This window comes from Streptomyces sp. NPDC099050, assembly GCF_044759865.1.
In the GTDB taxonomy this organism is placed as follows: Bacteria; Actinomycetota; Actinomycetes; order Streptomycetales; family Streptomycetaceae; genus Streptomyces.
In genome coordinates this window covers 131,768-147,035 of sequence record NZ_JBIWAE010000012.1, presented here as the reverse complement: position 1 = coordinate 147,035, position 15,268 = coordinate 131,768, and the positions used below count along the sequence as shown (strand labels likewise).

Below are 15,268 nucleotides of genomic sequence, written 5' to 3'. Positions count from 1 at the left end.
CATTGTGGGGCTCGTGGCCCGCTGAGGGAGTGATCCCATGAAATGGATCTTCTGCATGGTGGCGAGGTCGATGCGGAATCCGCCCCGACTGCCGAGGGTGTACGGACGCGGCCCGCAGCGGCGGCAACGAGCGTCGGCTTCCGAGGAGTTGATGGGTCATCTCGTCGAACTTAGGTAAGGCAAACCTTAATATTTGATGGGTGTGGGAGGAAGGGGGGTTCTGGCCGATCAGCGAGATGACACGGTCATTGACCGTGCCGTTCGTACCAGTTGGGGCCTGCTCGCAGTCGTGGCTGTCATGTTCTCCGTCGACGTGTGGACGGCGGGCAAGCGCATCACGAAGGGCCCGACGTGGTGGCTCGCGGCGATCCCCATCGGAGTAGGGGTCTTCCCCGTCATAGCCGCCCTGTTGTTGACCGGGCTGGTCCCCCTCGAAGGCATGGCGCTGATCCCCATTGCCGGAATCCTCATCGACGGCGCGCTGACCGTCACCGTTCTGCCCGGGCGGCGCGCCCCCGACGAACTCGCCGGCCGACGGGGCGAGGCCGAAGCCGCCATGGCGCTGGGATTCACCGACCGTGAGGCGCGACTGGAGATCGCCCGCCCGGCCGCCTCCGAAGCTCTCCTTCCGGGCCTGGACCAGACCCGTACCGTCGGTCTCGTCACCCTCCCGGGCGCCTTCGTCGGCATGCTGCTCGCCGGGGCGAGCCCGCTGCTCGCGGGGGCGGTTCAGTTGTTCGTCCTGGTCGCGCTCGTGGCGGTGCAGTCCCTGGCCGTGGCCGTCACCATCGAACTCGTGGCGCGCGAGCGCATCTTCCGCCCGTGACGCGACCGCCTACGGGGACCCGGGCCGTTGTGAGCCCGGGCCCCCGCAAGGTCAGCTGCCGCTCGTCTGCCGTTCCCGGATCAGTACCGCCAATGCCTCCGCCGTCGGATGGGCGAAGAAGTCGGCGATCCCGAGGTGGACGCCGGCGGCCTCCTTCAGCCGCTCACGCAGGCGGACGAGGAGCATGGAGTGTCCGCCCAGTTCGAAGAAGCTGGCCTCGGCACTGACCTCCGGCACCTCCAGGAGGTCTGCGAACACCGAGCAGACCAGCTTCTCCTCCTCGCCCTGCGGGCGCCGGCCGGTCGGGCGTACCTCCTCGCGCGGGGCCGGAAGGGCCGCACGGTCGAGCTTGCCGTGATCCGTCAGCGGCAGTTCGTCCAGGGAGACGAACGTCGACGGAACCATGTAGTCGGGAAGCGAACGGGCCAGCGCGACGCGCAGCACCGAAGGATCCACCACGGCGCCGCGCGCCGGCACGCAGTACGCGACGATCCGCTTTCCGCGTGCGCCGTCCTCCCGGACCACGACCGCCGCCTGCTCGACGGAAGCCTCTGATGCCAGCGCCGCCGTGATCTCGCCCAACTCGATGCGGAAGCCGCGGATCTTCACCTGCTCGTCCGTGCGGCCGAGGTAGTCGACCGAACCGTCCGGCATCCAGCGAACGAGGTCTCCGGTCCGGTACATCCGCGTCCCCACCGGGCCGTGCGGATCGGCGACGAAGCGCTCGGCCGTCAGGGTCCGGCGTTCCAGGTATCCGCGGGCCAGCCCCGCGCCCGCCAGGTAGAGCTCGCCGATGACGCCCGGCGGCACCGGCCGCAGCGCCGCGTCGAGGACGTAGGCACGGGTGTTCGCCGTGGGGCGTCCCACGAGCGGTCGGTCGCTGTCGCCGACGCGCGCGGCGAGCGCGTCCACCGTGCCCTCGGTGGGCCCGTAGAGGTTGAAGGCCGCCGTCCCTGAGAGATCCCGCAGCTGCTTCCACATCGGAGAAGGGACTGCCTCGCCGCCGACCCCCCAGGCCAGCAGCGGAGAGCGGCCGTCCTTCACCAGCCCGGCACCCGCCAGTTGCATCGCGTGCGAGGGCGTGACTTCGATGAAGTCGATGCGGTGGTCCTCGATGAAGGAGACGAGCAACGACGGGTCGCGCAACGTGTCTTCGGTGATGATGTGCAGCGCGTGGCCGTCGAGCATCCACAACTGGGGTTGCCAGGAAGCGTCGAAAGCGAACGACCAGCCGTGCGCGACCCGCAGCGAGCGGCCCCCCGCGGCGGTGACCGTCGGCCGGTAGAGCAGCTCGCGGTGGCTGTGGAAGAGGTTCGCGATGCTCCGGTGCTCCACCACCACGCCCTTGGGCAGACCCGTGGAACCCGAGGTGTAGATCACGTACGCCGGGTGGTTGCGGGACGGTGTGGGCAGGGACGGCCCGCCCGCTCCCGTGGCACCCTCCCCGCTGAGGGCTGACTGGACCTCGGCGGAGTCGAGCAGCAGCACGTCCGTTGTGACGGACCCGGCCCGTTCGGCCAGCTCCGCCGTCGTGATCAGGAGTCGGGGCGCGCTGTCACCGAGGATGTGCTCGATGCGGCCGGCCGGGTATCCCGGGTCGATCGGGAGGTACGCGCCCCCCGCCCGCATGACGGCCAGCAGTGCGACCACGGTGTCGGCGGTACGCGGCAGCAGCAGGGCCACGATCCGCTCCGGCCCGACGCCGCGGTCCGCCAGCAGCCGCGCCAGGCGTGCGGTCCGCTCCTCCAGCTCGGCGAAGGTGTAGGAGGTTTCCCCGCACACCAGGGCCGTGCTGTCGGGGGTGCGGCGCACCTGTTCCTCGAACAGCTCGGTCAGCGTGCCGGCGCCTCCCGGCAGCGAAGTCCCGCTCCACTCCCCGAGTACCAGGTTCCGTTCCTCGGAGGAGAGCAGGTCCAGGCTGCCCAGCGGCCGGTCGGGTTCCGCCACGACTGCCTGGAGCAGACGCACGAGCCGGGTGGCCATGTTCGACACCGTCGCCGCGTCGAAGAGGTCGGTGCTGTACTCGATGCCGAGGGTCATGCCGTCGGCGCCCTGCACCTCCACGACCTCGAACGCGAGGTCGAACTTGGCCGTGCCCATCTCCACCGGCTCCTGAACGGCCGTGCACGCGCCGAGCGACAGGTCGAGGGCGGGCCGGCTCTGGTGGCTGAGCATCACCTGGAACAGGGGATGGCGTGCCATGGAGCGCGCGGGGTTGAGCAGCTCGACCAGCCGCTCGAACGGGATGTCCTGGTGGGCGTAGGCGGCGAGGTCGGTCTCCCGGGTCCGCGAGACCAGGGTACGGAAACCGGGATCACCGGAGGTGTCCGTACGGAGCACCAGGGTGTTCGCGAAGAACCCGACGACCTCGTCGACGGCGTCGTCGGTCCGGCCCGCGATCGGAGTACCGATCGCGATGTCCGTGCCGGCCCCCAGACGCGTCAGCAGCGCCCCGAGCGCCGCGTGCAGGACCATGAAGACGCTCGCGTCACAGCGCCTGGCCAACGTCCGCAGGGAACGGTGTAGTTCTGCGGGGATCTCCGTCTCGACGGTGGCGCCGCGCAGCGTGGGGATCGCGCGCCGAGGGCGGTCGGTGGGCAGCGTCAGCTCTTCGGGCAGCCCGTCCAGGGACTTGCGCCAGTACGCGCTCTGCGCTTCCAGGAGCCCGGGTGCGTCCTCGGACTCGCCGAGCAGCTTCCGCTGCCACACCGCGTGGTCCGCGTACTGCACGGGCAACGGGGACCAGCCCGGGGTCTTCCCGCCCGCACGGGCCGTGTACGCGTCCGCGAGGTCCCGTAGGAGCGGCAGTGCGGACCATCCGTCGGCCGCGATGTGGTGCAGGACCAGAAGGAGCACCTGCTCCTGGGGGCCGACCGTGAACAGCTCGGCCCTGAAGGGCTGTTCCTCGTCGATCCGGAAGGGGTGGGCGGCGGCCCGCGCCAGCCGGTCTGCGAGGTCGCTCCCTGCCACGTGGCTGACCGGCATCGAGGGCCGGGCCGACTCGGGGGAGAGGATGAGCTGACGAGGTGTGCCGTTCTCGTCGGGGAGGACCGTCCGCAAGGCCTCGTGGCGGTCGGTGAGGTCACCGAGGGCCGCCCGCAGCGCATCGGCGTCGAGGGGCCCGGACAGCCTCGCGGCGAAGGCCATGTTGTAGGCCGGGTTGGGTCCCTCCAGCCGGTACAGGAACCACATGCGGGCCTGCGCGAACGACAGCGGGAGCGGATCGGGCCGCTCGCCGCCCCGCAGCACCGGCCGGTCGGCGCGGTCACCGAGCCGCGTGCCGAGCGCGGCGACGGTCGGGTGGTCGAAGACGGTGCGCAAGGGCAGCTCGACGCCGAGCACCGTGCGTACCCGGCTGGCGAGCCGGGTCGCCAGCAGCGAATGGCCGCCCAGCGCGAAGAAGTCGTCGTCGATGCCGACCTGGGGCAGGCCCAGCACCTCCGCGAACAGATCGCACAGGATCTCCTCGGAGGGGGTGCGGGGCCTGCGGCCGTCCGTGGACGGTTCCTGGTCCGGGTCCGGCAGCGCGGACCGGTCCAGCTTGCCGCTCGGCGACAGCGGGAGCGAGTCCAGGACGACGTACGCGGACGGGAGCAGCTGCGGCGGCAGGCTCGCCGCCAGCGCGGTACGCAGCACGGACGGATCGGGTGCCGAGCCGGGTGCGCCCACGACGTAGGCGACGAGGACCGGATCGGACTGCCGGAGCACCGTACGGGCGACCACGGCCGCCTCGGTGACCTCGGGCCGGCTCAGCAGGGCGGCCTCGATCTCCCCCGTCTCGATGCGGAAGCCGCGGATCTTGACCTGGCCGTCGGTGCGGCCCAGGTACTCGATCACGCCGTCCGCGGTGCGCAGGGCGAGGTCACCGGTCCGGTACATGCGCGTGCCGGGCGCCCCGTACGGGTCGGCGACGAAGCGTTCGGAGGTCAGGTTCGGCCGGGCGAGGTAGCCGTCGGCGAGCTGCGCGCCCGACAGGTACAACTCGCCGGGCACGCCTGCCGGCACCGGCCGCAGCGCGGCGTCCAGCACGTACACGCTGGTGTTCCAGACGGGCCGGCCGATCGGCACCGCCGCTCCGGGGGCACCGGTGGGAGGGCACGGCCAAGAGGTGACGTCGACCGCGGCCTCGGTGGGGCCGTAGAGGTTGTGCAGTTCCACCTGTCCGCCGTACAGCGCGTGGAAGGTCTCGACGAGGTCGCCGACCAGCGCCTCTCCACTGCACAGGACGCGGGTGAGTCCCGTGCAGCCGGCGCTCTCCGGTTCCTGGAGGAAGGCCCGCAGCATCGACGGGACGAAGTGCGCGGTCGTGACCGCACGCTCCTGGATCAGGCGTGCGAGGTAGCGCGGATCCTGGTGGCCGCCGGGCTTGGCGACGACCAGGGTGGCGCCCGTGATCAGCGGCCAGAAGAACTCCCACACCGACACGTCGAAGCTCGACGGGGTCTTCTGCAGGACACGGTCGGAGGCGGTGAGGCCGTACTCGTCCTGCGTCCACAGCAGGCGGTTGACGATGGCGCGGTGCGGCACGACCACGCCCTTGGGCCGTCCGGTCGAACCCGAGGTGTAGATCACGTACGCGGGATGCTCGGGGCGCACCGGCACCCGGGCGCCGGTGGCCGCCGGCAGCGCGGCGGCGTCGGCCGAGTCCAGCGCGAGGACGGCGGCGCCGGGCGCGAGGGCGTCGGCGGGCAGGAGAGCCAGCGTTGCCGAGTCGGTGAGCAGCGCGGCCGGCTCGGCGTCCTCCAGCATCAGGGCCAGTCGCTCGGCGGGATATCCCGGGTCGAGCGGCAGGTAGGCGGCTCCGGCGCGCAGTACGGCGCCCAGGGCCACGATCAGCTCCACCGAGCGGGGCAGGGCGACCGCGACGATGTCACCGGCGCCGACTCCGCGGGCGACGAGCCAGTCGGCGACCTGCCCGGCGCGCGCCTCCAGCTCCGAGTACGTCAGCTCCTGATCCTCGAACAGGACTGCCGTTGCGTCCGGCGTCCGCACGGTCTGGTCGGCCAACAGCGCCGTCAGCGTGGTGTCGGGGACGGCCCTGGCGGTGTCGGAAGAGGTCAGTGCGTGCGCTTCGGCCGCGTCGAGCAGGTCGATCCGGCCCAGGGGAGTGTCGGGTGCCGTGGCGAACGTCTCCAGTGCCCGGCGCAGTCGCTCGGCGATCCGCGCCACGTCCTCCCGGGCGATGGCGTCCGGGCGGTACCCCAGCTCCAGGCGCATGCGCCGGCCCGGCAGGACGGTCAGGGCCAGCGGGTAGTGCACGCCCTCCCCGCCTCCCGAATCCGTCAGGCGCAGACCGGGGGCGAGCTCGGCCAGGCTGTCCGGGTCGAAGGGATAGTTCTCGACGACCGCGAGGGTGTCGAAGAGGTCGCCTCCGCCGGCGATCCGCTGGATCTCGGCCAGCCCCAGGTGCTGGTGGTCGGCGAGCCGGGACTGTTCTTCCTGAAGCCTGGCCAGTGCGCCCGCGTACGGCTCGGCGGGCGGCAGAGTGACCCGTACGGGAACGGTGTTGATGAAGACGCCGACCATGGCCTCCACACCGGGCAGGTCGGCCGGCCGGCCCGAGACGGTCGTCCCGAAGACGACGTCGTCGCGGCCCAGCGAGCGGGCCAGGGCAAGGCCCCAGGCCCCCTGGGCGACCGTGCCCAGGGTGAGCCCGCGAGAGCGCGCGGTGGCGCCGAGCGTGCTGGTGAGCTCTTCCCCCAGCTCTACGACCAGGCCGAGGGGCAGCTCCGTCACCGTCGAGCCGGCCCCGGGGGCGATCAGGGTGGGCTGGTCCTGGCCGGCGAGCGCGGTGCGCCACGCGTCCGCCGCCGCGCCCTTGTCCTGGGCTCCCAGCCACTCCGCGTACCGGCGGGGCGAGGCGACGGGCGGCAGGGTGGTGCGGTCGCCGCCCGACGTGTACAGGGCGAACAGGTCCTGCACGAGGATCGGCTGCGACCAGCCGTCGAGGATGATGTGGTGCACCGTCAGCGTCAGCCGGTGGTGCTCCGGTCCGAACCGTACGAGGGCGAACCGGATCAGCGGCGGTCGGCCGAGATCGAAGCGCTGCTCCAGATCGCGCTTCGCCAGCCGGTCCGCCTCGGCCTCGCGCTCCCCCTCCGCGACGGCAGCGAGGTCGGTGAACGTCCACGGAACGGTGGCCCGCCTGGGTATCAGGGCGGCGGCGCGGCCCTGCTTGTTGCGGCGGAAGGCGGCACGCAGAGCGGGGTGCCGGTCGAGCAGGCGCTGCGCGGCGACGTGCAGCCGGTCCGGGTCCAGGAAACCGCGCAGGGTGAGCGAGAGCTGTCCCGCGTACACGTCGTGGCCCTGGTCGTCCAGTTCGGCGCGGAAGAGCAGACCCTCCTGAAGGGGCGTGAGGGGGAGGATGTCTTCGAGGTCGGACCGGGCAGTCACGAAAGGCTCCAATCGGATTCAAAATCGTCGATCTCGTCCTGGCTGAGACCAGTCAAGGAGAGGTCGGAGGGCGTCCAGCCACCGGCGTCGGGGTTTTCCGCGTGCAGGGCCAGCGCGTCCAGGTAGGCGAGCCAGGCGTCCGCCAGGGACCGGACCTCGGCTTCGTCCACTGCCTCCCCGGCCCAGGAGAAGGTGGCGCGCAGGACCGGACCGCGGGGGTCTGCGGCGACGAGGGCGTCGATCTCCAGCCGATGCCCGAGGGGCAGGGCCGGGTCGGTGCGGTGGAAGAGGCCGGCCTCACCGGCGATGGGCTCCCATGGGGTCCGTCCCTCACCACCACCGATGCGTCCGAGGTAGTTGAAGCAGATCTCGGGCACGGGCAGGGCGGCGAGTTCGCCGGCGGTGTCCGGGTTCAGGTGGCGCAGGGCGCCGAACTCCAGCCCGCCGTCGCCGCCGTCCTGGAAGGCCCGCACCTGCTCCTTCACGGCCTTGAGTGCCTGGCCGACTTCCGGCCCCCCGGACCTGGCGGCCGTGGGGTCGACGCGGCCGGCGTCCAGACGTACGGGGTGCACCGTGGTGAACCAGCCGACGGTGCGCGACAGGTCGGCACCGGGAACGGCGTACTCGTAGCGGCCGTGGCCCTCCAGCTGTACGACCACGCCGGTGTCCGAGCCTCCGGAGCCCGGCCGGCTACGGCTCTGCTCGGAGAGCGACAGGGCAAGGGCGGTCAGCAGCACGTCCTCGGTGCCGCAGTGGAACGCGGCCGGGATCTTCGAGAGCACTGCTCCCGTCAGCTCCGGTCCGACCTCCACCGTGTGACGGCGCGAGGTGGCTGTGGTGTCGCGTGCCGGGTCCAACGGGCGTCCGGGCAGGCTGATTCCGTCGCTTAGAGCTGCCGTCCACTTGTCGGCACGGGTCGGCGTGCCATCGGCCGCGTAGGCGCGGAGCCGGTCGGACCACGTCCGTACGGACGTGCCCGCCGGGGCGGTCGCCAGGCCTCCCCCCTGCGAGGCCGCCGCGAGGTCGGCGCACAGGATCCGCCACGACACCCCGTCGACCACGAGGTGGTGGATGACGAGGACCAGCTGTCCCGTGGCAGCCGCATCGGCGCCGGGCAGCCACACCGCCTGAAGCATCGTTCCCTCTGCCGGCCGGAGCCGGTCGGCGGCGGCAGCGGCCTCGCCCGCGAGGTCTTCGGAGGCGGCGGTCCGCAGCAGGTCTTCGGCCCGGACCGTACCGGGCTCCGGCACGTCCAGCTCCCACCGGCGGTCATCCGTGCGCACCAGGGCCGAGCGCAGCACCGGATGCGCGTCGAGCACGGTCTGGAGCACCGCGGCGAGCTGTTCCCGCGTCAGTCCAGCCGGCGTCACGAGCGTCATGCCCTGGCTGTACGCGTCGATCGGCGCCGGCGGGTCGACGGACTCGGAGAGCTCGCGCAGCCAGGCCATGATCGGGGTCTCGGCGATTCGACCGGTACCCGGGTCGGCGGGCGCCGTGGCGGCGCCGGCCAGCGGCGTGGCGACCGCCGCGAGCGCGGCCGGGCTCTGGTGGCGGAACACCTCGCGGGGCCCGACGGACCAGCCCGCGGCGCGGGCCCGGCTCACCAGCTGGATGGAGACGATGCTGTCCCCGCCCAGTTCGAAGAAGTTGCTGTCGACGTCCACGTCCTCCTGGCCCAGCAGGCCGGCGAACAGGTCCCGGAAGACGCGCTCCGCCTCCGTCGCCGGGCTACGGCCGCCGCCCGCGACGGGCAGCTCGGGCAGGGGCAGCGCGGCCCGGTCCAGCTTGCGGTTGCCGGACTGGGGCAGGCTTTCCAGCGCTACCCAGAGCGACGGCACCATGTGCTCGGGGAGCAGCGCCGAGGCGTGCGCGCGCCAGCTTTCGGGATCGGCGGCGCGGCCGGGGGCCGGAACCACGTACGCCACCAGGCGGCGCGAGCCGGGCAGGTCGTCGCGGGCGATGACCGCGACCTCGCTCACGCCGTCGTGCCGGCCGAGGACCGCCTCGATCTCGCCGGGTTCGATGCGGAACCCCCGGATCTTCACCTGGTTGTCGGCGCGACCGAGGCACTCCAGCTCGCCGTCGGCCGTCCACCGGGCGAGGTCACCCGTGCGGTACATCCGCTCGCCGGGCTCGCCGAACGGGGCCGCGACGAACCGCTCGGCGGTCAGGGCGGCGCGTCCGAGGTATCCGCGGGCGAGCCCGGCGCCGGTGATGTACAGCTCGCCCGTGACGCCCGCGGGAACCGGGCGCAAGCCGGCGTCGAGCACGTACGCTCCCGCGCCCGCGATGGGCCGCCCGATGCGGGGCGCGCCCCGACCGGTGACCTTGGCGACGACGGAGTCGACCGTGCACTCGGTCGGCCCGTAGAAGTTGTAGGCGGTCACCGCCTCGTTCTCACCGAGCTCCCGCCACAGGGCGTCCGGCATGGCATCGGCGCCGGGGCCGAGCAGCACCGGGCGGTGGCGGTCCTCGGCGAGGAGGCCGTGCTTGATGAGCTGTTGCAGGTGGGCGGGGGTCAGGTCCAGATAGTCGATCTCCTGGGCCGCGACGTAGGCGGCCACCGCTTCCGCGTCCGGGTAGGTGTCCTCGTCGAGGACGTGCAGTTCGTGCCCGCCCGCCATCAGGACCACCGGGTCGAGCGAGGCGTCGAAGGCGAAGGAGGCGATGTGGCCCACGCGGATGCGGCGGCCTCCGGCCTCCGGCACCTCGGCCGGGAACAGGGTCGAGGTGTGTGCCGAGAACAGGTTGGACAGGTTGGCGTGCGATACGACCACACCCTTGGGCTTCCCCGTGGAGCCCGAGGTGTAGATGACGTACGCGGCGTTCCGCGGGTCCACCGCACCCGTGGGCACGGGGAGTCCGGCCGGAACCGGGTCGTCCAGGAACACCGTCGGGACGTCGACGCCGCCGGGCGGAGTGAAGCCGAGCTCCCGGGAGGACAGGACGCACACCGGTGCCGCGTCGAGCAGGGTCTCGGCCAGGCGCTCCGGGGGGTAGGTCGTGTCCAGGGGAAGGAACGCGGCGCCCGACCGCAGCACACCGAGCAGCGCGGGCACCATGTGGCGTCGGGGGAGGGCGAGCGCGACCAGCTTCTCCGGGCCGGCGCCCCGGCTCGCGAGCAGCTGGGCCACCCGATCCGCCGCGGCGTCGAGTTCCGCGTACGTCATGTGCGCAAGGACACTGGTGGCGCTCTTGGTCACCAGTGCCACGGCGTCGGGAGTCAGCGCTGCCTGCCGCGCCACCGCCACGTGCAGGGCGGGCGCGGAGGGAGCGGGGACGGGCGGGGCGAGCAACGACGCGCGCTCCTCGGCGGAGAGCAGTTCGTGCCGGTCCACGGGCAGTTCGGGCCGACCCGCGAGGGAGGTCAGCAGTGCGCCCAGGCGGGCGGTCAAGGCGTCCACCGTGGAGCGGTCGAAGAGGTCGCGGCTGTACTCGGCGAAGCCGCTGACGTCGCCCGGCTCGGTGTCGGGGTCGAAGTCCTCGATGAACGTCAGGCTGAGGTCGAAGGTCGCCGTCTCGGTGGCCACGACGTGCGGCCGCGAACGCAGGCCCTCGACGGGGAGTTCGGAGGCGGTGCCGCTCTGGTGCACCACCATCACCTGGAACAGCGGGTGGCGGGCCGTGGAGCGCGGCGGATTCAGGATCTCGACCAGCCGCTCGAACGGCAGGTCCTGGTGGTCGTACGCGTCGAGGTTGGAGCGCCGGACCCGGAGCAGCAGCTCCTCGAAGGAGGGGGAGCCCGAGATGTCGGTGCGCAGCACGAGCGTGTTGACGAAGAACCCGACCATGCCTTCGAGCGTCGCGTCGGGGCGGCCCGCGACCGGGGTGCCGAGGGGGATGTCCTCGCCCGCGCCGAGTCGTCCCAACAGGACGGCCACGGCGGCCTGGTACACCATGAAGGGCGTGACGCCCAGCCGGCCCGCCAGCTCGCGCACGGCGCGCGCGGTGTCGTGGCCGACCTCGAAGCGGGTCAGGCCGCCGGTGTTGCCGGACTCGGCCGGCCGCGGCCGGTCCGTCGGCAGCCGCAGCTCGTCGGGAGCACCGTCGAGTGCCGCCCGCCAGTACGCCGCCTGCACGGCGGCCGGGCTCTGCGGGTCGGCGGGGTCGCCCAGCGCCGCACGCTGCCAGACCGCGAAGTCGGCGTACTGCACCGGGAGGGGCTGCCACGCGGGGGCCGCGCCGCCGAGGCGGGCCTCGTAGGCCTCCGCGAGCTCGCCGACGAGGACCTGCAGGGACTGACCGTCACCGGCGATGTGGTGGAGGAGCAGGAGCAGGACGTGGTCGTCCTGACCGAGGTGGAAGACCGTGGTCCGCAGGGGCGGTTCCTCCGCCAGGGCGAAGACGTGCGCCGAGGCGGAGGTCAGCGCGGACTCCAGATCGGCCTCGGCGACGGTGCGCACTTCCAGGCCCGCCGCCCGGAACTCGGGCAGGACGACCTGCACCGGGCTGCCGTTCTCCTCCAGGAAGACGGTACGCAGGATGTCGTGACGACCGGCCACGTCCCGCACGGCATTGTGGAGGGCCGCGGTGTCCAGCGGCCCCTCGATCCGCAGGGCCAGCGGAATGTTGTAGGCCGCGCCGGCCTCCTCCAGACGGCTGAGGACCCACAGTCGCTGCTGGGCGAAGGACAGCGGCGCCGGGCCGCCGCCGTCACGGGGATGCAGCTCAGGAAGTCCGGTAGCCGGGCCGGCGGCCGCCGCACTGGACAGACGGGCGATACCGGCGGGGGTCGGTGCGTCGAAGAGCGCGCGCAGCCGCGGCCGGAAGCCCAGTTCGGAGTCGATGCGGCTGATCAGCCGTGCGGCGAGCATGGAGTGCCCGCCCAGCTCGAAGAAGTTGTCGTCCGGGCCGACTGCGTGAAGTTCGAGCACCTCGGCGAAGAGCAGGCACAGCCGGGCTTCCTCGGCGTTCGCCGGCGCGCGGCCTGCCGTGGCCTTGTACACCGGTACGGGCAGGGCCCGGCGGTCGAGCTTGCCGTTGCTGGTCAGCGGCAGCTTCTCCAGGGGCACGATGGCGGCCGGAACCATGTGGTCGGGCAGCGTCCCCGCGAGTTCCGCACGCAGCCGCGCGGCGTCGGGCCGGCCGCCGGGCGCCGAAGGCGTGACGTAGGCGACCAGGCGGAGGTCGCCCGGGGTGTCCTCACGGGCGATGACGGCCGCCTGCGCGACCTCGGTGTCCGCGCGCAGCAGCTGTTCGATCTCGCCGGGCTCGACGCGGAAGCCGCGGATCTTGACCTGGTGGTCCACGCGGCCCAGGTATTCGAGGATCCCGTCGGGCGTCCAGCGGGCCAGGTCTCCGGTGCGGTACATCCGCGACCCCGGAGCGCCGTAGGGGTCGGCGACGAAGCGTGAGGCCGTGAGGTCCGGCCGGTCCAGGTATCCGCGGGCCAGGCCCTCGCCCGCCACGAAGAGCTCACCCGGAGTGCCGGGGGCGACGAGACGGAGACGGTCGTCCAGGAGGCGCACCGAAGTGCTGTGCACGGGGCGCCCGATGGGAACGACCGGGCGCGGGTGATCCGGTGAGCAGGCCCACAGGGTGGCGTCGACGGTCGTCTCGGTGGGGCCGTACGAGTTGAACATGCGGGTGGTCGCCGACCACCGCCGCATCATCTCGGGCGGACACGCCTCACCGGCCACGATGAGGGTGACACCGGCGGGCAGGGCCCGCTCGTCCGGCAGCGTGGCGAGTACGCCGGGCGGCAGGGTCAGGTGGGTGACGGCATGGCGGGCGCAGAACTCCGCCAGCGGCACCCCGAGCCGCTTGTCGGAGGGAACGATGACGAGCGCGGCACCGGTGAGCAGACCCATGGTCCATTCCCACACCGAGGTGTCGAAGCTCATGGACGCGAACTGCAGGACACGCGCTCCGGGCCCCGCGCCGAGCTCCTCGGCCATGGTCGACACCAGGCTGGGTATGCCCACGTGGGTGACCACGACACCCTTGGGACGCCCGGTCGAGCCCGAGGTGAAGATGAGGTACGCGGCCTGCTCGGGGGTGGCCGGACACGCGCCGATCGGGGGAAGCGCGTCGGCGCCCCTGTCCGTGCCCCCGTCCGCGTCGTCGATCCGCAGGACGGGGACGCCGGTCGCGGGAATCCGCGGAGCCGTCCCGCTCTCGGTCACGAGGAGCGCCGGCCGGGCGTCCTCCAACATCATGGCGATCCGGTCCGCCGGGTAGTCCGGGTCGACCGGCAGGTAGGCCGCTCCGGTTTTCAGCACGGCCAGGGCGCTGATCAGGAAATTCTCGGAACGCGGCAGCGCGATGGCCACGACCCTCTCGGGAACGGCGCCGAGCGCGGCGAGTTCGGCCGCGAGGAGGTCCGAGCGCTCGTCCAGCTCCCGGTACGTCAGGGAACCGCCGGCGGAGCCCGGCCCCTCGGCCTCCCAGACGAGGGCTTCGGCGTCGGGGGAACGCCGGACCTGTGCGCGGAACATCTCCGCGATGGTCGCGTGCTGTTGCGGACGGCGGTCGCTGCCCCAGGTGTCGAGGACGAGCTCGCGCTCACCCGGGCCCAGCAGGTCGATGTCACCGAGCGGTGTGTCCGGCTGGTCCAGCGCGGAGGCCAGCAGGGTTTCGAACCGACGGATGAGATCTTCGACCGTGGCCTCGGAGTAGAGGTCGGTGCGATAGGTGACGTCCAGGCCGAGGGTCCCGTCGGGGGACAGGATCGCGGCCATCGCCAGGTCGAACGCGGCCGCGCCGTTGTCCACGGGACGTTCGGTGACCCGTACGCCGGGCAGGTCGAAGCCCTCCCAGACATCGCTGCGCAGGGAGAACATCACGTCGAAGAAGACCTGGTGGCCGGCGGCCCGTTCGGGCCGCAGCTCCTGCACCAGGGTGTCGAACGGGACGCGCTGGTGTGCGTAGGCGGACAGGCAGACCGCGCGGACGTCCTGGAGGAAGGAGCGGAACGTGGTGTCGGCCGTGGTGCGGCTGCGCAGCACGAGGGTGTTGCCGAAGTTCCCGACGAGCGCGTCGGCTCCGGGGTCCTCGCGGTGGACGGTCGGAGAGCCGACCATCAGGTCGTCGGTTCCGCCGACGCGGTGCAGCAGGGCGTTGAACGCCGCCAGCAAGACCATGAAGGGAGTGGCTCCCTCCGACCGGCCGGTCGCATGCACGCGCTCCCGGAGGGCCGCGGGCAGCGTACGGGTGATCCGGCCGCCCTGCTCGGCCCGTTCGCCGGTGCGGGAGAAATCGGTGGCGAGGGGCAGCGGCGGGGGAGGGTCGGCCAGGGTGCGCCGCCAGTAGCCCAGATCCTCATCGGTCCAGCCGGGCCGCTTCGCCTCGCGGACGGCCATGTCGGCGTACTGCGCGGACAGCGGAGGCAGCTCACTGCCCGTGTAGACGGCCCGCAACTCAGTGAGGAGCACGGACCAACTGGCGTCGTCCCAGGCGATGTGGTGGGCCACCAGCAGCAGGACGTGCTCCTGCGCCGAAAGGCGCAACAGCTTCAGCCTGACCGGAAGGTCGGTGGTGAGATCGAAGGGCTGGGAGGCGAGTTCGGACGCCGCCCGGTCCACCGCACCCTCGCGTTCCGGCGCGGGCAGCGAGGACAGGTCGGTGGTATCGAAGCGCAGTGCCTGCGAGTCCACCACGACCTGCGTCGGCTCCCCGTCATCGGCCGCCCGGTACACGGAGTGCAGCACCTCGTGACGGTCGATGACCGTCCGCAGCGCGCGCTCCAGGCCTTCCTCCGACAGGGGCCCGGTGAGGCGGGCGCCGACGCAGACGTTGTACGCGACGCCTTCCGGGTCCAGCGCGTGCTGGAGCCACATCCGGCGCTGGGCAGCCGAAAGCGGAGCCGGGCCGAAGTGGCGGGCCGACACAGGAGCTTGACCGGAGGTGGCTTTCACCCCTCGCTCGGCCAGGCGGCGGCGCATCAATTCAGCACGCTGAGCTGCCAAGTCGCCGATGTTGTCGCTGCTCGCACCCGACAAGAAGTTCACGTCCCCTCGAAACCACACAGTTCGTTGGGCACCTTAACTTAGGCTAGCCTTATTCAGCCATAGCGCATGGCGGGGGAAATGACAATCAAGTGGGGCAAAG

The 15,268-nt window shown here is 72.3% G+C and carries 2 protein-coding genes and 1 pseudogene; 1 reads left to right on the top strand and 2 read right to left on the bottom strand.

Annotated features, from left to right (window positions below; translation table 11 throughout):
• Nucleotides 1-244 precede the first annotated feature (244 nt).
• Nucleotides 245-826: pseudogene (locus tag ACIQV3_RS21345) on the top strand (ABC transporter permease); the annotation flags it as partial.
• A 51-nt stretch (nucleotides 827-877) separates the two neighbouring features.
• Here ACIQV3_RS21345 and ACIQV3_RS21340 read toward each other — a convergent pair.
• Nucleotides 878-7,219 (bottom strand): amino acid adenylation domain-containing protein, encoded by a 6,342-nt coding sequence (locus ACIQV3_RS21340; protein WP_403713992.1) that lies wholly within the window; start codon nucleotides 7,217-7,219, stop codon nucleotides 878-880.
• Nucleotides 7,216-15,102 carry an amino acid adenylation domain-containing protein gene (locus tag ACIQV3_RS21335; protein ID WP_403714142.1) on the bottom strand — a complete coding sequence of 2,629 codons (7,887 nt, stop codon included), beginning with the start codon at nucleotides 15,100-15,102 and terminating at the stop codon, nucleotides 7,216-7,218. Before ACIQV3_RS21335 ends, ACIQV3_RS21340 begins: the two co-directional genes overlap by 4 nt.
• Nucleotides 15,103-15,268: the final 166 nt, after the last annotated feature.

What these genes read in the sequence shown, in the direction of transcription:
- ACIQV3_RS21335 (WP_403714142.1), bottom strand. Translation starts at nt 15,102, where the DNA reads ATGCGCCGCCGCCTGGCCGAGCGAGGGGTGAAAGCCACCTCCGGTCAA.